The 23059-nt window shown below is 65.3% G+C and carries 26 protein-coding genes and 1 tRNA gene; 6 read left to right on the top strand and 21 right to left on the bottom strand.

Annotation, left to right across the window (positions count from 1 at the left end; translation table 11 throughout):
- Positions 1-31: 31 nt before the first annotated feature.
- Positions 32-340 carry a UBP-type zinc finger domain-containing protein gene (locus JG747_RS03695; protein WP_015314705.1) on the bottom strand — a complete coding sequence of 103 codons (309 nt, stop codon included), beginning with the start codon at positions 338-340 and terminating at the stop codon, positions 32-34.
- Positions 340-2094: an FAD-dependent oxidoreductase gene (locus JG747_RS03700; RefSeq protein WP_202361179.1), complete on the bottom strand. Its 1755-nt coding sequence runs from the start codon at positions 2092-2094 to the stop codon at positions 340-342. The genes JG747_RS03695 and JG747_RS03700 overlap by 1 nt, the downstream gene beginning before the upstream one ends.
- A gap of 246 nt (positions 2095-2340) precedes the next feature.
- On the opposite strand from JG747_RS03700, the gene JG747_RS03705 reads away from it, so the two are divergent.
- Genes JG747_RS03705 through JG747_RS03715 form a run of 3 tightly spaced genes read left to right on the top strand, consistent with a single transcriptional unit; the run spans position 2341 to position 5420 of the window.
- Positions 2341-3168 carry an FMN-binding protein gene (locus tag JG747_RS03705; protein WP_038650992.1) on the top strand — a complete coding sequence of 276 codons (828 nt, stop codon included), beginning with the start codon at positions 2341-2343 and terminating at the stop codon, positions 3166-3168.
- A 24-nt stretch (positions 3169-3192) separates the two neighbouring features.
- Entirely contained in the window at positions 3193-3912 is a 720-nt protein-coding gene (locus tag JG747_RS03710; RefSeq protein ID WP_244748326.1) for an FAD:protein FMN transferase, read from the top strand.
- Positions 3909-5420: an RnfABCDGE type electron transport complex subunit D gene (locus JG747_RS03715; RefSeq protein WP_019862323.1), complete on the top strand. Its 1512-nt coding sequence runs from the start codon at positions 3909-3911 to the stop codon at positions 5418-5420. Before JG747_RS03710 ends, JG747_RS03715 begins: the two co-directional genes overlap by 4 nt.
- Positions 5421-5427: 7 nt before the next feature.
- Here JG747_RS03715 and JG747_RS03720 read toward each other — a convergent pair whose 3' ends face one another.
- From JG747_RS03720 to JG747_RS03780, 13 genes are all read right to left on the bottom strand, one after another.
- On the bottom strand, positions 5428-6771 hold the full coding sequence (locus JG747_RS03720) for a sensor histidine kinase (protein ID WP_019862322.1): 1344 nt from the start codon (positions 6769-6771) through the stop codon (positions 5428-5430).
- A complete protein-coding gene (locus JG747_RS03725; RefSeq protein WP_019862321.1) occupies positions 6771-7436 on the bottom strand; it encodes a response regulator transcription factor in 666 nt (221 codons plus the stop codon). The genes JG747_RS03720 and JG747_RS03725 overlap by 1 nt, the downstream gene beginning before the upstream one ends.
- Positions 7436-7762: a PepSY domain-containing protein gene (locus tag JG747_RS03730; protein WP_244748327.1), complete on the bottom strand. Its 327-nt coding sequence runs from the start codon at positions 7760-7762 to the stop codon at positions 7436-7438. The genes JG747_RS03725 and JG747_RS03730 overlap by 1 nt, the downstream gene beginning before the upstream one ends.
- Before the next feature lie 108 nt (positions 7763-7870).
- The gene (locus JG747_RS03735) at positions 7871-8413 is read right to left on the bottom strand and encodes a cytochrome b (RefSeq protein ID WP_202361182.1); all 543 of its coding nucleotides are present in this window, start codon (positions 8411-8413) and stop codon (positions 7871-7873) included.
- 287 nt (positions 8414-8700) lie between these two features.
- Positions 8701-8785 (bottom strand) — tRNA-Leu (locus JG747_RS03740).
- Positions 8786-8927: 142 nt separating this feature from the next.
- The gene (locus JG747_RS03745) at positions 8928-9548 is read right to left on the bottom strand and encodes a 2,3-bisphosphoglycerate-dependent phosphoglycerate mutase (protein ID WP_038650980.1); all 621 of its coding nucleotides are present in this window, start codon (positions 9546-9548) and stop codon (positions 8928-8930) included.
- Between the two features lie 41 nt (positions 9549-9589).
- The gene (gene dapB, locus JG747_RS03750; RefSeq protein WP_038650977.1) at positions 9590-10411 is read right to left on the bottom strand and encodes a 4-hydroxy-tetrahydrodipicolinate reductase; all 822 of its coding nucleotides are present in this window, start codon (positions 10409-10411) and stop codon (positions 9590-9592) included.
- A complete protein-coding gene (locus JG747_RS03755) occupies positions 10408-12267 on the bottom strand; it encodes an ABC transporter ATP-binding protein (RefSeq protein ID WP_080643847.1) in 1860 nt (619 codons plus the stop codon). The genes dapB and JG747_RS03755 overlap by 4 nt, the downstream gene beginning before the upstream one ends.
- Positions 12268-12402: 135 nt before the next feature.
- On the bottom strand, positions 12403-13428 hold the full coding sequence (locus JG747_RS03760) for a glucokinase (protein WP_038653604.1): 1026 nt from the start codon (positions 13426-13428) through the stop codon (positions 12403-12405).
- A 188-nt stretch (positions 13429-13616) separates the two neighbouring features.
- The gene (gene mepA, locus JG747_RS03765; RefSeq protein WP_202361183.1) at positions 13617-14696 is read right to left on the bottom strand and encodes a penicillin-insensitive murein endopeptidase; all 1080 of its coding nucleotides are present in this window, start codon (positions 14694-14696) and stop codon (positions 13617-13619) included.
- Between the two features lie 64 nt (positions 14697-14760).
- Positions 14761-15660 carry an SDR family oxidoreductase gene (locus JG747_RS03770; RefSeq protein ID WP_202361184.1) on the bottom strand — a complete coding sequence of 300 codons (900 nt, stop codon included), beginning with the start codon at positions 15658-15660 and terminating at the stop codon, positions 14761-14763.
- The gene (gene queG / locus JG747_RS03775; protein WP_202361185.1) at positions 15657-16811 is read right to left on the bottom strand and encodes a tRNA epoxyqueuosine(34) reductase QueG; all 1155 of its coding nucleotides are present in this window, start codon (positions 16809-16811) and stop codon (positions 15657-15659) included. Before queG ends, JG747_RS03770 begins: the two co-directional genes overlap by 4 nt.
- A complete protein-coding gene (locus JG747_RS03780; protein WP_010912586.1) occupies positions 16792-17484 on the bottom strand; it encodes a glutathione S-transferase family protein in 693 nt (230 codons plus the stop codon). The genes queG and JG747_RS03780 overlap by 20 nt, the downstream gene beginning before the upstream one ends.
- Positions 17485-17642: 158 nt before the next feature.
- Between JG747_RS03780 and JG747_RS03785 the strand changes: the two genes are divergently transcribed.
- Positions 17643-18449, top strand: a complete 807-nt coding sequence (locus tag JG747_RS03785; protein ID WP_019862287.1) for an undecaprenyl-diphosphate phosphatase — start codon at positions 17643-17645, stop codon at positions 18447-18449.
- 101 nt (positions 18450-18550) lie between these two features.
- Here the strand turns inward: JG747_RS03785 and JG747_RS03790 are convergent, their stop codons facing one another.
- Together JG747_RS03790 and rsmI are read right to left on the bottom strand one after the other, a co-directional pair.
- The gene (locus JG747_RS03790; RefSeq protein WP_019862285.1) at positions 18551-18928 is read right to left on the bottom strand and encodes a YraN family protein; all 378 of its coding nucleotides are present in this window, start codon (positions 18926-18928) and stop codon (positions 18551-18553) included.
- Positions 18921-19886 (bottom strand): 16S rRNA (cytidine(1402)-2'-O)-methyltransferase, encoded by a 966-nt coding sequence (gene rsmI, locus JG747_RS03795; protein ID WP_446720608.1) that lies wholly within the window; start codon positions 19884-19886, stop codon positions 18921-18923. Before rsmI ends, JG747_RS03790 begins: the two co-directional genes overlap by 8 nt.
- Before the next feature lie 119 nt (positions 19887-20005).
- Here rsmI and JG747_RS03800 point away from each other — a divergent pair, with 119 nt between their 5' ends.
- Both JG747_RS03800 and JG747_RS03805 read left to right on the top strand, forming a co-directional pair.
- Positions 20006-20191 (top strand): hypothetical protein, encoded by a 186-nt coding sequence (locus JG747_RS03800; RefSeq protein ID WP_019862283.1) that lies wholly within the window; start codon positions 20006-20008, stop codon positions 20189-20191.
- Between the two features lie 7 nt (positions 20192-20198).
- The gene (locus JG747_RS03805; RefSeq protein WP_038650961.1) at positions 20199-20387 is read left to right on the top strand and encodes a hypothetical protein; all 189 of its coding nucleotides are present in this window, start codon (positions 20199-20201) and stop codon (positions 20385-20387) included.
- A 39-nt stretch (positions 20388-20426) separates the two neighbouring features.
- Here the strand turns inward: JG747_RS03805 and JG747_RS03810 are convergent, their stop codons facing one another.
- Genes JG747_RS03810 through JG747_RS03825 form a run of 4 tightly spaced genes read right to left on the bottom strand, consistent with a single transcriptional unit; the run spans position 20427 to position 23056 of the window.
- The gene (locus tag JG747_RS03810; RefSeq protein ID WP_069090624.1) at positions 20427-20750 is read right to left on the bottom strand and encodes a low molecular weight protein tyrosine phosphatase family protein; all 324 of its coding nucleotides are present in this window, start codon (positions 20748-20750) and stop codon (positions 20427-20429) included.
- A gap of 58 nt (positions 20751-20808) precedes the next feature.
- Positions 20809-21987 carry a radical SAM family heme chaperone HemW gene (gene hemW, locus JG747_RS03815; RefSeq protein ID WP_202361186.1) on the bottom strand — a complete coding sequence of 393 codons (1179 nt, stop codon included), beginning with the start codon at positions 21985-21987 and terminating at the stop codon, positions 20809-20811.
- Positions 21984-22646, bottom strand: coding sequence for an RdgB/HAM1 family non-canonical purine NTP pyrophosphatase (gene rdgB / locus JG747_RS03820; protein ID WP_064985363.1), 663 nt, complete (start codon positions 22644-22646; stop codon positions 21984-21986). Before rdgB ends, hemW begins: the two co-directional genes overlap by 4 nt.
- A complete protein-coding gene (locus JG747_RS03825) occupies positions 22646-23056 on the bottom strand; it encodes a VOC family protein (RefSeq protein ID WP_064985365.1) in 411 nt (136 codons plus the stop codon). Before JG747_RS03825 ends, rdgB begins: the two co-directional genes overlap by 1 nt.
- Positions 23057-23059 lie beyond the last annotated feature (3 nt).

A 23059-nucleotide genomic window follows, 5' to 3' on the forward strand; every position in this document is an offset into this window, starting at 1 on the left:
CGGGCGGAAACTTGGCCGCGTGCGCGGCGCCTCAATAAAACCTTGGGATCGGCCCGTTCTGCGGCGTCGTGCGGTCGCCGAGGTCGAGAAAGACCTCGTCGACATAGCACCAGCCCCAGCCTTCCGGCGGATCGTAGCCCTCGATGACGGGATGGCTGGTGGCGTGGAAATGCTTTGTCGCGTGGCGGTTGGGCGAGTCGTCGCAGCAGCCGACGTGTCCGCAGGTGCGGCAGAGCCGCAGATGCACCCACCACGAGCCGCTCTTCAGGCATTCCTCACAGCCGAGCGCGCTCGGCGTCACATCCTTGATCCCGGCCGCATGCTTGCATTCGTCCGCCATCACTCTCTCCTGAAATATCTCTTCGTTGAAGCGTGATCTTCTTCCGAAAACCGGTTGCCACTTTTCGGGATCATGCTTTGAGGCGTGACGGCGGGGCTGCCGTCCCGCGCGAGATAGGCATGCAAGGCCGCGACCACCTGGGCACCTTCGCCGACGGCGGCCGCGACGCGCTTGACCGAGCCGCAGCGCACGTCGCCGATGGCAAACACGCCGCTGCGGCTGGTCTCCATCAGGCCATGCTCCGGTCCGAGCTCAGATCCGGTGCGGACGAAGCCCTTGGCGTCGAGCGCCACATTGCATTGCGCCAGCCAGTCGGTGTTGGGATCGGCGCCGATGAACAGGAAGAGGTGGCCGATCGGTCGTGTCGTCTCCTGCCCGCTGACACGGTTGCGCCAGCGGACAGTGGCAAGATTGCCTTCCTCGCCCTCCAGCGCCTCGATTTCGGTCTCGGTCAGCACCTCGATGTTCGGCTGCGCCTTGATGCGCTCGACGAGGTAGCGCGACATCGAGGCATCGAGGCTGCCGCCGCGCGCCAGCAGCGCCACCTTGCGCGCATGGCTGGCGAGATAGACGGCCGCCTGCCCGGCCGAATTGCCGGCGCCGACCAGCGCCACCTCCTGCCCGGCGCAAAGCCGGCCTTCGATCGGCGAGGCCCAATAGTGGACGGACGTTCCCTCGAACTGCGACAAATTAGCGACATCGAGGCGGCGATAGCGCGCGCCGCTGGCGATCACCACGCTGCGGGTGCGCACCGTCTCGCCGTCGCCGACATCGAGCAGGTAACGGGCGCCCGAATTGTCGGTCGCGGCACTCAAAAGCTTCGCCTCGTCCGGGATCACCATTTCGACGCCGAATTTCTGCGCCTGGTTGTAGGCGCGCGCCATCAGCGCCATGCCGGTGATGCCGGTGGGGAAGCCGAGATAGTTCTCGATGCGCGAGGAAGCGCCGGCCTGGCCGCCGAAGGCCCGGCAATCGAGCACGATGGTCGACAGCCCTTCGGAGGCGGCATAGACCGCCGCCGCCAAGCCCGCAGGCCCGGCGCCGACAATGGCGACATCATACAGCGTATCGGCATCGATCGGCCGCAGCAGGCCGATGCAGCGGGCGAGGTCCTTCTCACCGGGATTCATCAGCAGCCTGCCGTTCGGGCACAGCACGACCGGCAGATGGTGCGGGTCGACATCGAAACGCTCGACCAGGGTTTTGGCGCAAGGGTCGCTGCCGGAATCGAGCACGCGGTGCGGCTGGCCGCTGCGAGCCAGGAAGCCCTGCAGCCGCAGCACGTCGGCATTGCCTGATGGTCCGATGATGATCGGCCCGCTTGTGGCGCTTTCCAGGAGCCCGACGCGGCGCAGGATCAGCGCCCGCATGATGCGCTCGCCGAGATTGGCCTCCTGCACCATCAGGTCGCGCACCCGCCGCGAGGGAATGACGAAGGCCTCGACCGGCTCGGCGGCCTCGGCATTGACCAGCGAGGGCCGGGCCGAAAGCTGCGCCAGCTCGCCGACGAAGCTGCCGGGGCCGTGGGTGACGATCGTCTCGCGCCGGCCAAGACCATCCTGGGTGATATCGACCTTGCCCGACAGCACGACGATGAGACCCGGCGCGACATCGCCGGCCCTGATGATGTGCTCGCCGGCCGCATAGGCGCTGGCCTCGCCGAAACGGCGCATGTGGTCGATGTCGGCCTCGCTCAGCGTGGGAAACGCCTGGTCGCGACGGGCGCCGAAGATCGCGGTGCTGGATTGAGACATGGCCGCAAGCGTAGCGAAGCCGCGGCCCGGTTTGAAGTGGTTTGTTCAGCGCCTAGCCGCGAGGGCAGGTTTGGTTGACGGCCGCCGTCGTCCCGTTCGTTTCGAGGTGACGACTGGAGGCTCAAGGATCGGTGCTGTCGACGGTGCCGGGGCCTGACAGCCAATTGTCAGGTGGATCGTGAGACATTGTTTCCGAATAGCCGCGAAGCCGATTCGCCGGCACGGGATTCAAGGTGAAACGAGCCCATGAAACAGATTGCCCTGTCACTTTTCGTGATCGCGTCTTCGGGCGCCTATGTATGGGACCAGGCAGGCAAGGGTCCTGCCGGCGACATGATCGACACAGCGGGTTCCGCCAATGCGGCCGAGGACAGTGTGGTGCAGCCCCCAGCTCCGGCCAGCCCCGTTCGGACCGATCCCACTCCAGCGCCTGCGCCGCCATCGCCTGGGATCCGCCAGCAGAGTGTGCGGTTCGATCCTCCTGCACCCAAGCCAACATCGGTCGGCGACGAAACCACCGCCGCGATCTCGGCGCCCACCCCGAAGCAGCAGGCGATAAAGCCGCCGCTCTCATCCAGCCCTCCGCAGCTTTCTCAAGCGCCCGCAGCCCAGCCCGAACAGGCGCCAGTTCAAACTGGCGCCGATGCCGCGCCACGGACGGCATCCTTCACCATAACCCCGGCCGTCTATATCCCCATTCCCCAGCCGAGGCCGGACTATCCGCAAGCACCCGCCCGCGTCTTCAAGGCCGCCATGAAGCTGGCTGTGAGCCCCAAGCCGGCGGGGCACGGCTTTGCCGACGGTACCTACACCGGTCCTGCCGCCGATGCCTATTACGGCCTCATCCAAATTCAGGCCTCCATCCAAGGCGGCCGTCTCACGGCGCTCAAGGTGCTGAAATACCCGAATGACCGCCGCACCTCGGTCAGCATCAACAGGCAGGCGCTGCCGATGCTGCGTGACGAGGCGATCAGTGCGCAGAGCGCCAATGTCGACATCATTTCGGGCGCCACGCTGACCAGCAAGGCCTTCATCCAGTCGCTTGGCGGCGCATTGAAGAAGGCATCGTCCTGATCGATGCGCGACACGAGGATCTTGATGGGCATGCCCATCACCGTCGACATCGCCGGTGCCTCGGGTGCGACCCTTGTAGAAGCGGCCTTCGATTATTTCGAGCACATCGACCGCCGCTTCAGCACCTACAGGACCGACAGCGAGATTTCGGCCATCAACCGGGGTGATCTTCCGATCCGCGACTGGAGCGCCGAAATGATGGAAGTGATGGCGCTTGCCGCACAGACGAAAAACCAGACGGACGGATATTTCGACATCCGCAAGCCCGACGGATCGCTGGACCCGTCCGGTATCGTCAAGGGCTGGGCCATCCGCAATGCCGCCGGGATCGTTCGCCGGGCCGGCGTCGGCGATTTCTTCATCGAGGCGGGCGGCGACATCCAGTCCTGCGGCCGAAATGCTTCGGGTCTCGACTGGAGCGTCGGCATCCGCAATCCCTTCAATGCCGAAGAGATCATCAAGATCGTCTACCCGCGAGGACACGGCGTCGCCACCTCCGGCACCTATGTGCGCGGGCAGCACATCTACAATCCGCTCGGAGCCGATCCGATCACCGAAATCGTCAGCCTGACCGTCATCGGCTCGGATGTGTTGGAGGCCGACCGTTTCGCCACCGCCGCCTTCGCCATGGGCCGGCAGGGCATTCTCTTTCTCGAACAGGCGCCTGGCCTCGAAGGCTACGTCGTCGACAGCAACCGTCGGGCCACGCCGACGAGCGGCTTCGGAGCTTTTTGCCAGCCATGATCAAGACCATCGACCGGCTTCTCGACCATCAGACCATGTACCGGCTGGTCCTCTATTACCTGATCGCCCTGCTGGGCACGGCCTTCGTGCTCGGTTTCCTCAAGCTGGTGCCGCATGACCCGGTCATGCTCGCCTTCACGACGGGGCTGATGCTGGCAGCCTGCTGGATCACCAACAGGGTTTTTGCCGCCGTCTTCAAGGTTCCGGCCAACAACGAGTCGGTCTACATCACCGCCCTCATCCTGGCGCTCATCCTCGATCCGGTGGCCGCCACGGACCTCAAGGGGATATGCGCGGTGGTATTCGCCTGCGTCTGGGCGATTTCATCCAAGTTCATCCTCGCCATCGGCGGGAAACACCTGTTCAATCCCGCGGCGCTGGGCGTGGCGCTGACCGCGCTGCTGCTCGACCAGCCGGCCACCTGGTGGGTCGGCGGCAATTTGCCATTGCTTCCCGTCGTGCTTCTTGGCGGCCTTCTCATGGTGCGCAAGCTGCGCCGGCTCGATCTGGTCGCCACCTTCGGTGTCGTCGCGCTGGCGACAATCCTGGCAACCACCGAGCCGTCGCAATACGCTGCCGCGCTGACGGAGACACTGGGCTCGTCGCCGCTGCTGTTCTTCGCCTTCGTGATGCTGACCGAGCCGCTGACGGCGCCGACGACACGGTGGCCACGCATCGCCTTCGCCGCCATCGTCGGCTTCCTGTTCGCGCCCAACATCCATGTCGGCTCGTTCTATTTCACGCCGGAACTGGCGCTTCTGACCGGCAATCTGTTTGCCTACGCCGTGAGCCCGAGAGGACGCCTCGTGTTGACGCTCGAGCGCATCGAGCAATCGGCGGTCGACAGCTATGATTTCATCTTCAGGTCACCGCGAAAGCTTGCCTTCCAGGCTGGACAATATCTGGAATGGACACTTGGGCTCGACCGATCGGACAGTCGCGGCAACCGCCGCTATTTCACGGTGGCGTCGGCGCCCACGGAGCAATCCATACGGCTCGGCGTCAAGTTCTACCCGCAATCGAGCGCCTTCAAGCGAATGCTGGGCGCGATGAAGCCGGGCAGCACGATCCACGCCTCCCAGCTGGCCGGCGACTTCACCTTGCCGGCCAATCCCCAAACCAAGATTGCCTTCCTGGCCGGCGGCATCGGCATCACGCCATTCCGCTCGATGCTGCAATATCTCATCGACAGCCATGAAAGGCGGCCCATCGTCGTCCTCTACGGAGCAGAGACCCAGCAGGACATCGCCTATCGCGACGTGCTCGGCGCGGCGAGACGGGAACTGGGTATAAGGACGGTGCTTGCCGTGGCCCGGGGGGCCGAGCGGGGCCAGTATCCCGGCTATATCGACGCGCGCCTGGTGCGCCTGGCCATTCCCGACTATCTGGAGCGGACCTTCTACATTTCCGGCCCCCAGGCCATGGTCAAGGCGCTGCGCGACACGCTGCTGGCCATGGGTGTTCGCCGCTCGAAGATAAAGGTCGACTATTTCCCCGGCTTTGCCTGAGTGTCGATCAACCCTGGCGGGGGAGGGTGATGGTCACGACCAGGCCGGGATCGGCGTTGGCCATGGTCAGCCGCCCGCCATAGGCTTCGACAATGTCCGAGACGATGGCCAGGCCCAGCCCGCTGCTGCCGCCCTTGCTGTCCAACTGCACCCCGCGCGACAGGGCGGATTCCCGGTCGGCATCGGGGATGCCCGGGCCGTCGTCGGCGACGGCTATGGACACCTCGCCGCCGGTTGCCCACGCATTGACCTTGACCGAGGATCTCGCGAAGCGCGCGGCGTTCTCCACCAGATTGCCGAGGATTTCCGAAAGGTCGCCCTCGTCGACCGGCGCCATGAAATCGTCCGCGACGTCGACCAGGAACGAGAGCTGCTTGCCGCCCGGCGTGCGCTTGATGACGGCGATGACGCCGGCCGCGGCTTCCCTGACGCGGCACGATGCCTTGCCGGAAACGCCGGGCGCCAGACGGGCGCGCGCGAGTTCGCGCTCGACATGACGTCGGATCGCTCCAGCGCTCTTCTCGATCTCGTCGGCCAACTCGGTTTCGCCCTTCCCGCGCAGGGCCCGGATGTCGGCCGACAGCACCTGCAGTGGCGTTTTGAGGCCATGCGCCAGGTCGGTGGCGCGCGACCGGGCGCGTGCAAGGGCCTTCTCCTGCGCATCGAGGAGGCGGTTGATTTCGTCGGCGAGCGGCTGCACCTCGCTCGGCGCCGCCACGTCCAGTCGCGCCGTCCGCTGCGCGATCACGTTTCGAACGGCGACCCGCAGGCTTTCCAGCGGCGCGAGGCCAACGGTGATCTGGACGAAGAAGGCCGCCATGAGGGCGGCGGCGAGCAGGATGAGCGCCGGGATGAGATCGCGTACATATTCGCGCACCGACACTGTGACGCTGCTATGATCTTCCGCCACGATGGCGCGAAACGACCGGCCGTCTGCATCGGTTATGGTGCGCACGACGGCTACGGTGAGTTCGTCGCCAGGCCCCTTGAGCTCCTCGATCGTTCTCAGTTCGCCGCTCGCGCCTTGGCCGGGCAATGCAAGCTTTGCGTCCCACAACGAACGCGAGCGCACCAGGCCATGGCTGGCCAGGTCTTCCACCTGCCAGTAATGACCCGACAGCGGATTGGTGAAGCGCGGGTCGGTCAGGCCCGGGGCGACCGAAAGCTGGCCGTTGGCCGCGAAGCTGGTCGCGCCGATCAGTTCATTGAGATCGGCGGTCAGTTCGCCGACGATACGCCTCTCGACATTCAGCTCGAACAGATAGCGTAGCCCGACCCCGGCGATGGCAAGGGCGACGAGGATCGAAATGGTGGCCGCCGACCAAAGCCTGAAGCGGATCGAATTGCCCATCAGGACGGCTCGTCGGGTACGAAATATCCGAAGCCGCGCCGAGTCTCGATGACGTCGTTGCCGAGCTTGCGGCGCAGGCGCGCGACAATGACCTCGATTGTGTTCGGATCGCGATCATTGCCGGAATCGTAGAGATGCTCGGCGAGTTCGGTCGGCGCCACCACGCGCCCGGCATGATGCATCAGGAACGCCATCAGCCGGTATTCCAGCGGCGACAGTGCGACGGGAACGCCGCGCAGCGAAATGCGCATCTGGCGCGTGTCGAGGACCAGCGGTCCGGATTTCAGCACCGGTGCCGCCTGGCCTGTCGAACGGCGAAGGATAGCGCGCAGCCGCGCCAGCAGCTCGTCCATTTCGAACGGCTTGGGCAGGTAGTCGTCGGCGCCCGCATTGATGCCTTCGACGCGCTCGGTCCAAAGGCCCCGTGCCGTCAGGATCAGGACGGGAAAGCGACGCGTGTTGGCCCGCCAGCGCTTCAGCACCGTCAGGCCATCGAGTTTCGGCAATCCGAGATCGAGGATCGCCGCGTCGTAATTCTCGACGTCGCCCGCGAACCACGCGGCCTCTCCGTCGCGCACGGTATCGACGGCCATCCCCGCGGCCTTGAGCACTGCCGCGATGTCGCCCGCGATGCGCGGCTCGTCTTCGGCAAGGAGTATTTTCATCAATCACCACCCCTGTCGCGCATCAGCACGCCGGCGCCGGCGTCGACGTCAACGATCCTGCGGCGTCCGTCAGAGGCGACGACCTGGAAGCGATAGACCCAGCGGTCGCCAATCCGGATGAAATCGACGGCCACGATGTCGCCGGGAGCATCGGCGTGAACCACGCCCAGTATATTGGCCAAGCCCTTTATTTCGCCACGCTCGTAAAGGTCCCGCGCCCGGTCGTGATCGCCGTCGTCATCCTCGTCCGCGCGGGCGTGGAACGGTCGAAGCAGGACAAGCCCGACCAGGCTCGCCGTCGCCAGATGTTTCAGTATCGGTTTCATCCAAGGGCCATGCAGCAGACCTTGTGTTTCAATCCGGCTCGTCACCTGGCCAGTCTCCTGGCCCACGAACACGACAAAGGGCATCGCCCGCCGACGTTTGACTCGCGATCAGGGGCCACTTGTCCCCGGCAGCATACGCTTGAGCACGTCGTCCCGGCGGACATAGTGATGCCAGAGCGCAGCCGCCGCATGCAGGCCGGCAAGGATAAGGATCAGATTGGCGCAGAGGCTGTGCAATTCTCTTATGGTTCGGGCCGTGGCGCTGTCCGCGGAGACCGGAGCGGGGATGGTGAAGAGGCCGAAGAAACTCAAGGCGTCGCCCCTGTACCAGGTCACCAGGATGCCAAGAACCGGAATGGCCACAAGCAGCCCGTAAAGCACGAGATGCGCGACCTTGGCCACCCATCGTTCCAGCTCCGACATTTCCCGCGGCAGCCCCGGGGTTCCCAAGATCAGGCGCAGGCCAATGCGGATGACGACCAGCGCAAACAGCAGCATCCCGAACGAGATATGGAACCACCAGACGAGTGCCCGGCCGGGGTCGTTGCGTGGAAAGATATCCGCGACATAAGTCAGGCCGTAAAGGCCGATAACCAGCAGAAACACGGCCCAATGAATGGCCTTCTGTGCGCTTGTGTAGGTAGGATTCATGCAGGGCTGTCCAATTTCGAATGTTTCTAAACTAGCCGCGATCATGTCAAAGCTTTGTCAGGTCCCTTCGACGGCAATCGAGGGGGCCGTGACGGTTCCCCGACGAGAGCGGTCCTGGAACCGGGCTTTGGCGATCGTGACCTAGTGGGACATTGGCTGGAGGAACCTGTCAATTCGCTGACAGTCGGACACCGGACAACGCCGATATGCCGGACAAAGAAAAAGCCCGGACGAACCGGGCTTTTTCTTTGGGTCTCTGAACCATCGAACGGTTCGAAACGGGAATTTGGTGCCCAGAAGAGGACTCGAACCTCCACTCCTTGCGGAACACGGACCTGAACCGTGCGCGTCTACCAATTCCGCCATCTGGGCTGGTGCGGGCTCATGTAAGCGGGCAAGCGATTGCTGTCAACGCGCTTTTTGGACCATGTCGCCGAAAGCTGGAAACACAGCTTTGGCAAAAGCGCCACGTTCCAGCCAGGGCCTGGACTTCCACTTGCCGGCTCAGCAAGCGTCAGCTCTCCAGCACTTCCTTCGACGCCACGGTAGAATCGGCGTTCAGCTGGTAGATGACCGGCACGCCGGTGCCCAGTTCCAGCTTGACGATCTCCTCGCCCGACTTGCCGTCCAGCGCCATGATCAGTGCGCGCAGCGAATTGCCGTGCGCGGCGACCAGCACGGTGCCGCCGCGCAGCACGTGCGGCTGCAGGTCGTGCAGGTAGTAGGGCCAGACGCGGGCGCCGGTGTCCTTCAGGCTCTCGCCGCCGGGCGGCGGCACGTCATAGGAGCGGCGCCAGACATGCACCTGCTCCTCGCCCCATTTCTTGCGGGCATCGTCCTTGTTGAGGCCGGAAAGGTCGCCATAGTCGCGCTCGTTGAGCGCCTGGTCGCGGATGGTCTTGAGATCGCTCTGGCCGACCGCGTCGAGAATATGCTGGCAGGTCTTTTGCGCCCGGCTCAGCGCCGAGGTGAAGGCGATGTCGAACTTCAGGCCGCGCGCCTTGAGTTTCTGCCCGGCGGCCTTGGCCTCGGCATGGCCCTGCTCGGTCAGGTCGACGTCACGCCAGCCGGTGAACAGGTTCTTCAAATTCCATTCGCTCTGGCCATGGCGCACGAGCACGAGGGTTCTCGACATGTTTGCTCCTTCAGATTGGCAAAATTGGCAGATTGGCCGCTTCAGCTCAGGCCGAGCACGTCCCGCATCGAATACAGTCCAGGCTTCTTGCCACGGGCCCACAGCGCCGCCTTGACGGCGCCGCGCGCGAAGATGGCGCGGTCCTCGGCATGATGGGACAGCGTGATGCGCTCGCCGGTGCCGGCCAGGATGACGCTGTGGTCGCCGACCACCGAGCCGCCGCGCAGCGTGGCGAAGCCGATCGACCCGGTTTTTCGCACACCCGTATGGCCGTCGCGTGAACGCACATCGTTGCCGGCGAGCGCAATGCCGCGCCCGGCGGCGGCGGCTTCGCCGAGCAGCAGTGCCGTGCCCGACGGCGCGTCGACCTTGTGCTTGTGGTGCATCTCCAAAATCTCGATGTCGAAATCGTCGGCGTCGAGCGCGCGTGCCGCCTGTTCGACCAGCACCGCCAGCAGATTGACGCCGAGGCTCATATTGCCCGACTTGACGATCGTCGCGTGGCGCGCCGCGGCCGCGATCCTGGCATTGTCGTCGGCTGAGCAGCCGGTGGTGCCGATGACATGGACGATGCGCGCCTGCGCCGCGTAGCCGGCGAATTCGACGGACGAGGCCGGCGTGGTGAAGTCCAGCACGCCGTCGGCCTTGGCGAAGACCGGCAGCGGATCGTCTGATATCGGCACGTTGATGATGCCTATGCCCGCGAGCTCACCGGCATCCTTGCCGAGATGGGGCGAATCCGCGCGCTCGACCGCGCCGATGACGCGGGCGCCCGGAATGGTGTGGATGGCGCGGATCAGCGTCTGGCCCATGCGGCCGGCTGCCCCCACCACCACAAGGCCCATATCGCCTGCTTCGCTCATGTGCTCCTCACCGCCGTCTTTTTCGCACGCGTGGCCCGGACCGGAGTTTGGATCGGCTTGCTGTCATCGACAAGCCCCAGACCCTTCTTGCCCTGCACCCGGTGGAACCGTGCATAGACACTGTGCTGGTCGGCCATCAGCTCGGCATGCGTGCCTTCCTCGACCACCCGGCCCTGTTCCATGACGACGATGTGGTCGGCATTGACCACCGTCGACAGGCGGTGGGCGATGACGATGGTGGTGCGTCCTTCCATGACATGGGTCAGCGCTTCCTGGACACGGGCCTCCGCCTCGTTGTCGAGCGCCGAGGTCGCCTCGTCGAGCAGCAGGATCGGCGCCTGGCGCACGATGGCGCGGGCGATCGAGACGCGCTGGCGCTGGCCGCCGGACAGCGTCGCGCCGTTCTCGCCGACCGGCGTGTCGTAGCCTTGCGGCTGCTGGCGGATGAACTCGTCGGCCGCCGCCTGGCTTGCCGCGCGCTCGATCTCGGCGTCGGTGGCCGAGATACGGCCGTAGCGGATGTTGTCGCGAATCGTGCCTTCGAACAGATAGGGCGACTGCGAGACATAGGCGATCGAGCCGCGCAGCGACTGTTTGGTGACCTTGGAAATGTCCTGGCCATCGACCTCGATGGTGCCGGACTCGACGTCGTAGAAACGCTGCAGCAGCGCCACCAGCGTCGTCTTGCCGGCGCCCGAGGCCCCGACGATGGCGGTCATCTTGCCGGCGGCTGCGACGAAGCTCAGTTCCTGCAGCACCGGCGTCTCCTCGACATAGCGGAAGGACACGTTGTTGAAGCGCACTTCACCCGACGTGAAGTGTGCCTCGACGGCATCCGGCGCGTCGCCCTGCTGCGGCTTGAGGTCGAGCAGTTCGTAGATCATGCGGGCATTGACCAGCGCGCGCTCCATGCCGACCTGCATGCGCGCCAGGCGCCGGGCCGGATCGTAGGCCAGGATCAGCGCGGTGATGAAGGAGAACACCGCGCCCGGCGGCTGGCCGAGAACGAGTGCCCGGTAGCCGGAATAGGCGATGACGGAGGTGACGGCGAGGCCGGCCAGCATGTCGGAAATCGGCGCCAACCGCTCCGAAACGCGGGCGATCTTGTTCGAGCGCTGTTCGGCCGTGTCGGCCAAGGCGCCGATGCGGCTCGCCAGCTGGTCCTCCATGGTGAAGGCCTTGACGATGGCGATGCCTTGCGTGGCTTCCTGGACGGCGCCGATGAGCCGGGAATTGATCAGCACGGATTCCCGCGTGATACGCCGCACGCGACGCGTCAGGTAGACGACCGCCCAGATCAGCGGCGGTCCGATCAGCAGCGAACTCAGCGATAGAACCGGATCCTGGTAGATCATGATGCCGACAAGGCCGACCAGGGTCACCGCGTCGCGGGTGATGGATGTCAGCGTGATCGACAAGAGGTCGCGGATGCCGCCGACATTCTCGTTGACCTGCGCCGCCAGCCGGCCGGAGCGCGTATCGTTGAAGAAGCCGACGCCGAGCTTCATCAGATGGTCGAAGATGCGTTTCTGGTAGCGCGCCACCAGATTGTTGCCGATCGTGGCCAGCGCCACCGCCTGGCCGTAGCCGGCGAAACCGCGCACCAGGAAGGCCGCCATGATCCCGGCGCAAATCCACACCACCAGGTCGCCGCGCCGTTCGTAGAAGATCTGGTTGACGATCGGGCTCATGATCCAGGCCGTGAAGGCCGTTGTGCCCGACACCAGCAGCATGCAGGTGATGGCGACGACATAGGACCAGCGATGATCGCGGCCGTTTTCGGAGAGGATGCGGCGCAGCACCGCGTTGACTTCGCCAACGCTGGCTTTCTGCTTGTTTGGAGCTTGAAGTGTCAAATCGGGAGCTTCGTGGGTTTTTCGCCTGGGGCCGGGCTGCAATTCGGCACTCCTCTTAGCGCCATGCGGCCGGCTTGCCTATGCCCGCGGCTGATTAACTTCGTCGCGGGCGCCCCGACGCTTCGCGCCGAGGGTTCAGGCCTGCCAGCGCCGGCCGGCCGTCTGGACGCCGAACAGCGACGGGTTCCTGGCATAGGCGGCAAGGCCGAGAAGGGCCGCCAGCGGATGGGTAATGACATAGACGGGCATGGTGCGCATCAGCGCGCTGTGCGGTGCCTTGTCCTCGAAGGCGGCGCGGAAATTGCCCTCCTTCAGCGCCGGCACGATTTTTTGGGCGATGCCGCCGGTCAAGAACACGCCGCCACGGCTCATGAACACCAGGGCAAGATCGCCGGCGGTGCGCCCAAGGCAGGTGACGAAGGTCTCCAGCGCTTCCTGCGCCACCGGATCGGTCTTGGCCAGCGCCGCGCCGGTGATCTCGGCCGGCGTGGTGAAAGGCGCCGGCTTGCCGTCCGCCTTGGCGACAGCCCGGTAGACGTTGACGAGGCCGCGCCCGCACAGGATCTGTTCGCCGGAAATGCGGCCCTCGAGCTTCTCGATATGCGGGAAAACCTCGAAATCGCGCGGCGTGCGCGGACCGATGTCCATATGGCCGCCCTCGCCGGGCACCGGGATCCAGTGGTGCAGCGCATGGACCAGCCCGGCGACACCGAGCCCGGTTCCGGGCCCGAGCACGACGCGGCCGGCATTGGGCTCCGGCGTGCCGCCGCCGATCTTTTCCATATGCTCTTCGCCGAGCGCCACGACGGCCAGCGCCTGCGCCTCGAAATCGTTGAGCACGACGATGTCGCTCAAGCCGACATTGGCGAACATCTGCTTCGGCTTGACGACCCACGGGCAATTGGTGAGTTCGATCTCGTCGCCGTCGACCGGACCGGCCACCGCCAGCACCGCCGAATTGGGGCGGACCGACGAGCGGTCGAGCACCGCCGCCTGAATCGCCTCGTCGATCGTGTTGAAACTTGCGGTCTGGACGATCTGCGGCTCGGTCGGTTCGGAATTGGCGTCAAGCACGATCGAAAAGCGCGCATTGGTGCCGCCAATGTCGCCGATCAGGATCGGAAACCGCAACGACGTGTCGGTATCGCTTACGCTTGGCATGCTCTCGTCCGTCCCCGGCGCCCCCTGACGGCGTGTCGCCGTTCCTCCGTTGACTAGCGCATGAGTTTGAAAAGGGAAACGGTTTTCGAACCCGTCGGTGCGCAGAGAGGGGTTCTGCGGCCAAACGGCCACTATTTCCCGAAAACGGCTGGCTAAACCGATTGAGCCGACCGGTGGCGCGGAGGCAATCAGTTCGCGGGCGGTCGAGGCCTTGGCACCGGCGCGCCCATTCTGGGGGTCGCGGCGAATGCATTTGCCGCGCTCGGCAAATCGCCGCTATCGCTGGCCGGGGTGGCGGGCTGGGACGGCGCCTCCGGTTCAGGTGCCGCGGCCGCGACCGGCACGGCGCCGCCATGAAAGGTCGCCGCCTCGGCTGACACCGGCCCCGGCGCGTCGAGCACGGCGCGGCATTCCTTGGGCAGGTTGGCCATCGTCATCACGTCGCGGGCCTTCGGCGCATCCGGGTTCTTGTTGGGCCGCCACGGTTCTTCGGTGAACCACCAGGCCAGCGGCTTGCCGCAGCCGTCATCATCCGGCGTCGCCTCCTGCGCCTTGCAGTCGGGCGAGCCCGGCTGGCAGCCGATGCGCATGTGGAAATGATAGTCGTGGCCCCAGAACGGCCGGATCTTGCGCAGCCAGCTACGGTCGCCCTTGACGGTGTCGCAGAGCTTTTTCTTGATGCCGGGATTGACCAGGATGCGTTCCACCTCGGGGTAGCTCGCCGCCCGCTTCAAGAGCGCCGTGTGCTGGGGCGTCCACAGCGCGTCCTTCACCAGATGGGTCTTCTCGTCGACCATCAAGGTGGCGCTCATCGATTCGCGCTGCGCCCTGGTCATGGCGCGGTCAGGCATCGGCGTCAGCCAGATGTCGGCATCGAGCCCGATCTGGTGCGAGGCATGGCCTGTCATCATCGGGCCGCCGCGCGGCTGCGAAATGTCGCCGACCAGAAGGCCCGGCCAGCCGTCGGCGGCGGCGTCGCGCGACAGTTTCTCGATCAGCGCGATCATCGCCGGGTGGCCCCAGCGACGGTTGCGCGAGGGCCGCATGACCTGCCAGGTCGGGCCGTCCATGGGGATGGCGACACCGCCGGCGAAGCAGCCCTTGGAATAGAAGCCGAAGGATTGCGCGGCGGTCGCGGCCGGCAGTTTTTCGGCGCCGAACAGGTCCTTGGCCCGTTCCTCGGCCGCCGCCGGCTGGATGGCGAGGCCAAGCAAACCGAGTACCGCTGCCAGCAGTGATTTCTTGCCAAGCCGCATCGCTGTCTTCATGAAACCGGATCCCCACCGCAATCCCAGGCCGAATCATAGCACGCCGCGCAGTATGCTTCGATCGTCAGCGTTTCATCGGGCTGCGCGCTTCGCCGTCGCGCCAGTCGCCGCTTGCCCACATATGGTCGAAAGCGGCGCGGTAGTCCGGAAAGCGCAGGGAATAGCCCGCCGCCTTGATCGCCGCATTGGCGACACGCTTGTTCTCGCCATAGAAGGACCGCGCCATGGGCGAAAGTTGGGCGGTGTCGAAAGGAATTTCGGGCGGCGGCTCGACGCCCATCAGCGACGCGGCATAGGCCACGACATCCTGCGGCGGCGCCGGCTCATCATCGGTGACGTTGAAGATGCCGCCTGTGCTGCCCTCGACGAGCTGCCACAACGCCCCGGCAATATCGTCGCAATGGATGCGGTTGAACACCTGGTCCGGCTTGACCAGCCGCCGCGCGGTGCCGTTTTCCAGATTGACCAGCGCATTGCGGCCAGGACCATAGATGCCGGACAGGCGCAGGATCGCCACCGGCTTGCCGATTTCCGCGCCGAGCTTCAGCCACGCCTGCTCAGCCTCAACCCGCATGACGGAGCGCTTCGACACCGGCCGGCATGCGGCCGTTTCATCGACCCAGGCGCTGCCATAGTCGCCATAGACGCCGACGGTCGAGAGATAGCCGATCCATTCGAGCGCCGGCATCCCCGTGATTGCCTCCCGGGCGGCATTCAAGACTGGGTCGCCGGTCTCTTCCGGGGCGACCGAAATCACCAGATGCGTCGTTTTCGCCAGCGCCTCGCCGATTTCGCCGGTCAACGCGCCATCGAACAGCAGCGGCGCGATGCCGGCCTGGCGCAGCGCGTCGAATTTTTCATCGGACCGCGTCGTGCCAAGGATCACGGCGGCATCCCTGTTGGCGCGGGCAAAGGCCTTGCCGGAATAACCGGCGCCGAAGATGAAGATTTGCTTCTCGCTCATGCATGCGCCCCGTCTGGCGGCGCCAGGCGCCATTCCTCGCGCACCGCCGCATCGTTCTCGGTTTTTAGACCGGTCGCGGCCCATTTGGCATATTCGGCGTCAGGCACCAGCCGCGCCAGCGCCCATATTGCCGCGCCCCGCACCAGCGGCGAGGGATCGCCGAGCAGCGCACGCACAGGGACGGCCAGCGCGGCATCGCCGGAATTGCCGGCGGCGATCAGCACGTTGCGGATGAAACGATCGCGGCCGATGCGCTTGATCGGCGAACTTGAGAAGAAGGCGCGGAAGGCCGCGTCGTCCAGTTCGAGCAGGTCGGCGAGCGGCGGCTTGCGCAGATCGTCGCGCGCGGCGAGTTTTGCTTCCGATGCCGCGCGGGCGAACTTGTTCCAGGGGCAGGCGGCCAGGCAATCGTCGCAGCCATAGATGCGGTTGCCGATCTTTTCGCGGAATTCGTGCGGGATCGGACCCTTGTTCTCGATGGTGAGGTAGGAAATGCAGCGCCGCGCATCGAGCCGGTAGGGCGCGGGAAAGGCATCGGTCGGGCAGGCATCGAGACAGGCGCGGCAGGAGCCGCAATGATCGATCTCGGCCCGGTCGGGCGCGAGCTCAACCGTGGTGAAGATAGTGCCGAGGAACAGCCACGAACCATGTTCGCGGCTGACCAGATTGGTGTGTTTTCCCTGCCAGCCAAGCCCGGCGGCTTCGGCCAACGGCTTTTCCATCACCGGCGCGGTGTCGACGAACACCTTCACGTCGCCGCCGGCGCGCGCGACGATCTTGCCGGCGATTTCCTTCAGCCGGCCTTTTATCACATCGTGATAGTCGCGGTTTTGCGCATAGACCGAGATGGCGCCCCGGTCGCGCCTGGCCTGCAGCGCACGCGGGTCGTGGTCGGGGCCGTAATTCATCGCCAGCACGACGATCGAGCGCACTTCAGGCCAAAGCGTGGAAGGTTCGCTCCGCCTTGCAATCGTCTCGGCGATCCAGTCCATCGAGCCGTGAAAGCCGTCGGCGACGAATTCGGCGAGCCGCGCCGGCGCCAGCGGGATCGCATCAGGGGTGGCGACGGCAATGGCATCGAAGCCGGCGCGCTGCGCCTCCGCGTCGATCAGCGCGCGCAGTTTTGCGGCGTCAGAAGTCGAGGTCCGCATAATGCGACACCGGCGACAGACCGCGCACGCGGTCGGTCAAGAGTGGCCGGAAGGAGGGCCGCGACTTCACCCTCGTATACCATTCGCGCGCCGCGGCGTGTTCGCGCCAGTCGATCTCGCCGAGATAGTCGAGCACCGACAGCGTCGCGGCGGCGGCGAGATCGGCATAGGTGACCCTGCCTCCGGCCAGCCAATGGCGGGTGCCGGCCAGCCAGTTGGTGTATTTCATATGCTGGCGGATGTTGGCGCGCGCCGCACGGATGGCACCCGAATCGGGCGAGCCGCCGCCCGCCGTTTCCGGCATGATCGGCTTCAGCACGCGTTCGCGCACCAGATGGCGGGTGACTTCGCTTTCGGCCTTGTTGAGATACCAGTCGATCAGCCGGCGGATTTCGGCGCGCTGCATCGGGTCCTCGGCGAACAGCCGCTTGTCGCGCTTGAGCACACCGCGGGTCTCGTCGAGATATTCCGAGATCACCGTCGCGCCGACGATCGGCACGTCGCCTTCGGCGAGCAGGATCGGCAGCGTGCCGGCCGGGTTCAGCGCCAGAAACTCCTTGCGCCGCGTCCACGGCTTTTCCTCGATCAGCGCCAGCTCCTCGCCATACTCGCCGAAAGCAAGGCGGACGAAGCGGCAGGTGGCGAACATGGGATGATGGAAAAGCGTCAGCATGGTTCCGCGATGATAAAGCGCACTGGCGAATCGCCGGTCGCACCGGTAAGTCTTGGCCGCCCGGTTAGCGGGCCGTCAGGTGTTGCGACCTATAGGGGGAGTTCAACGCCATGACAAGCAAGCCGTTCTGTTAGCCGTCGCGCAAAGCCGAGGTAGCCATGGAAAGCCAGACCATCGTCGAAGCCCTGCTGCTCGGCCTGCTGGAGGGGTTGACGGAGTTCATACCGGTGTCCTCGACTGGCCATATCCTGCTTGCCGGCCATTTCCTCGGCTTCAACTCGACCGGCAAGGCCTTCGAGATCCTGATCCAGCTCGGCGCCATCCTGGCGATCCTGAGCGTCTATTTCCGCCGCCTGTGGCAGATGCTGCTCGACCTGCCGCACGACCGGCTGACGCGGCATTTCGTCATCGGCATCCTGATCGCCTTCCTGCCGGCGGCCATCATCGGCGCGCTGGCGCATGATTTCATCAAGACGGTGCTGTTCGAATCGCCGAGGCTGATCTGCATCATGCTGATCATCGGCGGTGTCGTGCTGCTGGCGGTCGACCGCATGAACCTGAAGCCGGTCTACCGCGACGTCGAGCGCTTCCCGACTAGGCTTTACCTGCAGATCGGCCTGTTCCAGTGCCTGTCGCTGATCCCCGGCACGTCGCGCTCGGGCTCGACCATCGTCGGCGCGCTGCTTCTGGGCGTCGACAAGCGGGCGGCGGCGGAATTTTCCTTCTTCCTGGCGATCCCGACCATGGTCGGCGCCTTCGCCTTCGACCTGTTCAAGAACCGTAATGTGCTGACCTCGGCCGACCTGCCGATCATCGCCATCGGCTTCGTCGCCGCCTTCGTCGCGGCGCTCATCGTCGTCCGCTTCCTGCTCGATTACGTCTCGCGCAACGGCTACTCGCTGTTCGGCTGGTGGCGGCTGGTGGTGGGCATCGTCGGCCTGGTGGCGTTGATGATCTGGGGGTGAGGAGTGATCCGCGAAGCGGACGGAAAGCCAATTGCTTGGCTTTCCGAACGACGAACGCCCTGAGCCGGCGAAGGGCGAGCAATGCCTCTCTGAGGTCCCCCCTAATTCCGTCCATAAAACGCATTTTCGACATGCACCGGCCAGCGCCAGGGCAGCACGGCGACCATGTCGAAGCGCATCGACAGCCTGCCATAATCCGCCTGCCGCGACAGCCAGATGTCGGCCGCCGCTTCGATGCGGCGCTCCGATTCACGGCCGATCGCTTCCATGGCTTCCATCAGCGTGCGCCGCGCCTTGACCTCGACGAACAGCACCAGGTCGCCACGCCGCGCGATCAGGTCGATCTCGCCGAAGCGGGTGCGATGGCGGCGCGCCAGAATCCGGTAGCCCTTCAGCATCAGTGCGGCGGCTGCCAGCCACTCGCCGCGATGGCCGCGCCGATAGGCTTTCTGGCGGCTGGCGCTCGGGCGCTCAGCCACCGTCGCTTTCTCCTGAGGCGTCCCTGAGTTCCAACAGTCGGCGATACAGCGCCTGCTTCTGGCCACCGGTCATCTTCGCGGCCTCGGCCGCTGCCTTGGAGGCCGGCATTTCGGCAGCGAGCGACAAAAGCAACCGGTCAATGTCTGCGGGCTCGTCCGCCTTGGCCTCGGCCGGGCCGACGCAGACGACGATCTCGCCCTTCGGCGTGTCGGCCGCCGCATAATGGTCGGCCAGCGCCCGTAGCGTGCCGGTGCGCATTTCCTCGAAGGTCTTGGTCAGTTCGCGACCGATGGCGGCTTTGCGCTCGCCGCCGAGCGCCTCGAGCATGGCGCCGAGCGATTCGGCCAGCCGGCGCGGCGATTCAAAGAAGATCAGCGTCGCCGGTACCGCCTTCAGCGCCTCCAGCCGCGTCAGCCGCTGCCCTGATTTGACCGGCAAAAATCCGGCGAACAGGAAGGCGTCGGACGGCAGGCCGGACGCGGTCAAAGCCGCAAGCGGGGCCGACGGACCGGGAATCGGCACGACGCGAATGCCGTGGTCGATCGCTTCCCCGACCAGCCGGTAGCCGGGATCGGAGACCAGCGGCGTGCCGGCGTCGGAAATCAACGCCACGCTCTGGCCGCCTTGAAGCGCCGCGATCAGCTTCGGCCCGGCCTCGCCGGCATTGTGCTCATGATAGGCCGTGGTGCGGCGGCGGATGCCGTAGCGGTCGAGCAGCACGCGCGACACCCTGGTGTCCTCGCAGGCGACGACGTCGGCGGCGGCCAGCGTCTCCAGCGCGCGCAGCGTGATGTCGGCGAGATTGCCGATCGGCGTCGCCACAAGGTAGAGCGCCGGCTCGAGCGGACGGGCGGGGATTTCGGTCTGCCCGACCACATAGCTGCGTCTTCCCGTCTCTTCGGTCACTGATGCCGTCTCCGTTCCGCCCTGTTTGGCCTGCCAAATCTTGTTTGGCATGGCTGGCGCGGCCTTGCAAAAGGTCATGCCGATGTAAGGTGATCGCCATGCCTTCGCCACAGTAGGGAACCAAACCGGCATTGGCAGATTTAGCCCCTGATTCCTAAAGGGAGGACAGGATGGACAGCCTGAAGATACAGGACGCTTTCGAGCCTTACTATGCCGGCCGCAAGCGCGTTGCCGCCGCCAGGGACAAGCGCCTGCCTGCCAAGACCGACACCAGCCTGATCGAGCGGGCGACAACCGCCCTGCCGACGAATGTCAGGCTTTCCGACAACCAACCCGATAGCACGACGGAGCACTGACCGGACGATGCCCAATCGCTTCGATATCTTCATCACCCGTCTTGAAACGAAAAGCGCCAGGGAAGGCGTGCCCCCGCACCCGATGAACGACCAGCACAGCGTTCGCCGCGAAAAGGCCGACGCCAAACCGGCCCGGAACGGCGAGGCGCATGCCGAGAAGGATCGCGGCAAGCGCCGTTTCAAGCACGACGCCTGACAAGCCCGACTGGCCGAGACCGTTCTGCCTTCGTCTGGGTCACCCCAGATAGCGTGAAACGCGCGCCTTCAGAAGGTCAATCAGCTCCAGATCCATGAATTCATAGTTGTCCGGTATATCGAGGCAGATGACCCGGGCCTTCTTCAGGCTGGTCTTGAATTTCTTCTGCAGTTTCGTGCGGTGCACCTTTTCCATGACGAAGATGATGTCGGCCCAGGCGACGAGCTCATGAGTCAGCGGCGTATCCGCGTCATGGTTGGTGCCGGCCGACGCAACTTCGATATCCCGGCGCGTTGAAAACACCTGTTCGGCGGTCGGGCTGCGCAAGCGATTCTGGCTGCAGACGAAGAGGACGTTTTTCAAGACTTTTGCTCAAGCATGATCTTGACCGAAAACCGGCTTCCACTTTTCGGGATCATGCTTAGCGCGCCAGATCCGCGACCACGGCGTCGAGAACGATCATCCCGGCCGGCGTGGCGCGCAGACGGGCATTGCCGATCGGCGCTACCAGCCCCTCGCCCTGCAGCACCGACAGCCGTGCGCTCGACAGGCCGCGGCCGGAAAACGCCTCGTAGCGCGAGAGGTCGATGCCCTCGGCCAGTCTCAGCCCCATCAGCAGGAACTCGTCGGCCTCCTCCGAGCGTGTCAGGATCTCGCCGCCGGTGACGCCATGGCCCTTGGCCTCGACGAGGTTGGCCCAGGTTTCCGGCATCCGCTCGGCGATCGTCACCGTGCGGCGGCCGTTCTCGACGAAGCGGCCATGCGCGCCGGGGCCGACGCCGACATATTCGCCATAGCGCCAATAGGTCAGATTGTGCCGGCTTTCGGCGCCCGGCCTGGCGTGGTTGGAAATCTCATAGGCCGGCAGGCCATGCGCGGACGTAATCTCCTGCGTCAGCGCATAGAGGTCGGCGGCGTGGTCATTGTCGGGAATGGCGAATTTCTTTGCCGCGTGCAAAGCGTGGAAGGGCGTACCTTCCTCGATGGTCAGCTGGTAGAGCGAGAGATGGTCGGCGGCGTGGCCGATCGCCTGTTCGAGCTCGGCTGCCCAGGCTTCCGGCGTCTGGCCGGGCCGGGCGTAGATCAGGTCGAAAGACAGGCGCGGAAAGATTTCCCGCGCGAGGCCGATGGCGTGCAGCGCCTCGTCGACATTGTGCAGCCGGCCGAGGAAACGCAAATCCTTGTCGTTCAGCGCCTGTACGCCGAGCGAGACGCGGTTGACGCCGGCCGCGCGATAGCCGCGAAAGCGTTCGGCCTCGACCGAGGACGGGTTGGCCTCCAGCGTCACTTCGATGCCGTCCGGCACCGTCCAGTTCTTGGCCACGGCGTCCAGAACCCTGGCCACGGTTTCCGGCTTCATCAGCGAGGGCGTGCCGCCGCCGAGAAAGATGCTGGTCACCTCGCGCGGCCCGGTGCGCTCACGCATCGTCGCCAGTTCCGCCTCGAAGGCGGCGGCAAAGCGCTCCTGGTCCACCGGCTGGTGGCGGACATGGCTGTTGAAGTCGCAATAGGGGCATTTGGCCGCGCAGAACGGCCAATGGATGTAGACGCCGAAGCCGGGGCTGCGGTCGAGCGACATGGTCATGCCGGGTCCAGTCATGCCGAGCCCAATCTCGGCAGATCCAACCGTGCTTGGGCGAATTTCTGGAAAGCACGGGCGCGATGTGAGAGCGCCGCAGCCTGGCCGGGTTTCCAGCCGTGCTTTTCCTCGGCGCTCATCTCGCCGAACGTCTTGTCGAAACCATTGGGCAAGAATACCGGATCGTAACCGAAGCCGAGCTCGCCACGCGGCGGCCAGACCAGAGTGCCTTCGGCCTCGCCGCGATAATATTCGGCCTCGCCGTCGGGGAAGGCGAGACAAATGACGGCGACGAAGCGGCCCTTGCGCTGTTCGGCCGAGGCCGCGCCGACTTCCTGCAGCGCCACTTCGGTGCGCTGCATGGCCATGGCGAAATCCCTGCTGCCGTCAGGGGTTTCGGCCCAGTTGGCGGTGTAGACGCCGGGCGCGCCGTCGAGCGCGTCGACGCACAGGCCGGAATCGTCCGACAGCGCCGGCAGGCCGGTCGCCTTCGCCGCGGCCAGCGCCTTGATGTAGGCGTTTTCCTCGAAAGTGGTGCCGGTTTCATCCGGTTCAGGCAGGCCATAGTCCTTGGCCGACTTCGCCTCGAAGCCGAACGGCCCCATCAAATCGGCGAATTCGCGCAGCTTGCCGGCATTGTGGCTGGCGACGACGATCTTCTTGCCATCAAGTGTATGCATCAAAGACCCCAGATTCTCGGCTCGGCGAACTCGATCGAATTGCCCGAGGGGTCGCGTATATAGAGCGAACGGCCCCCTTGCGGCCATTCGAATTCGCTTTCGATGGCGATTCTTTTTGCCCCTAAATGCGCTTTCCAAGCCACGATTTCATCCGCGCTGGCCGCAAAGCAGAGATGACCTTCGCCGACCGCGCCGTGCGGCGGCACGGGCAGCCGGGCATCCGGCGCCGGCGGTATTCTGGTCGCCTCGGCGTTGAAGATGAGCAGCACGCCCGGCCCGCAGCGAAAGAAAAGATGCCTGCCGTCGACCTTGCCGAGCAGGTCGAGGCCGAGCACGCCGACATAGAATTTCTCCGCCGCCGCCAGATCGGTGACGTAGAGGGCTGATTCAAGGATGGCGGAGGGGGTCACCAG

It is taken from the genome of Mesorhizobium sp. 131-3-5 (assembly GCF_016756575.1).
GTDB classification, from domain to species: domain Bacteria; phylum Pseudomonadota; class Alphaproteobacteria; order Rhizobiales; family Rhizobiaceae; genus Mesorhizobium; species Mesorhizobium jarvisii.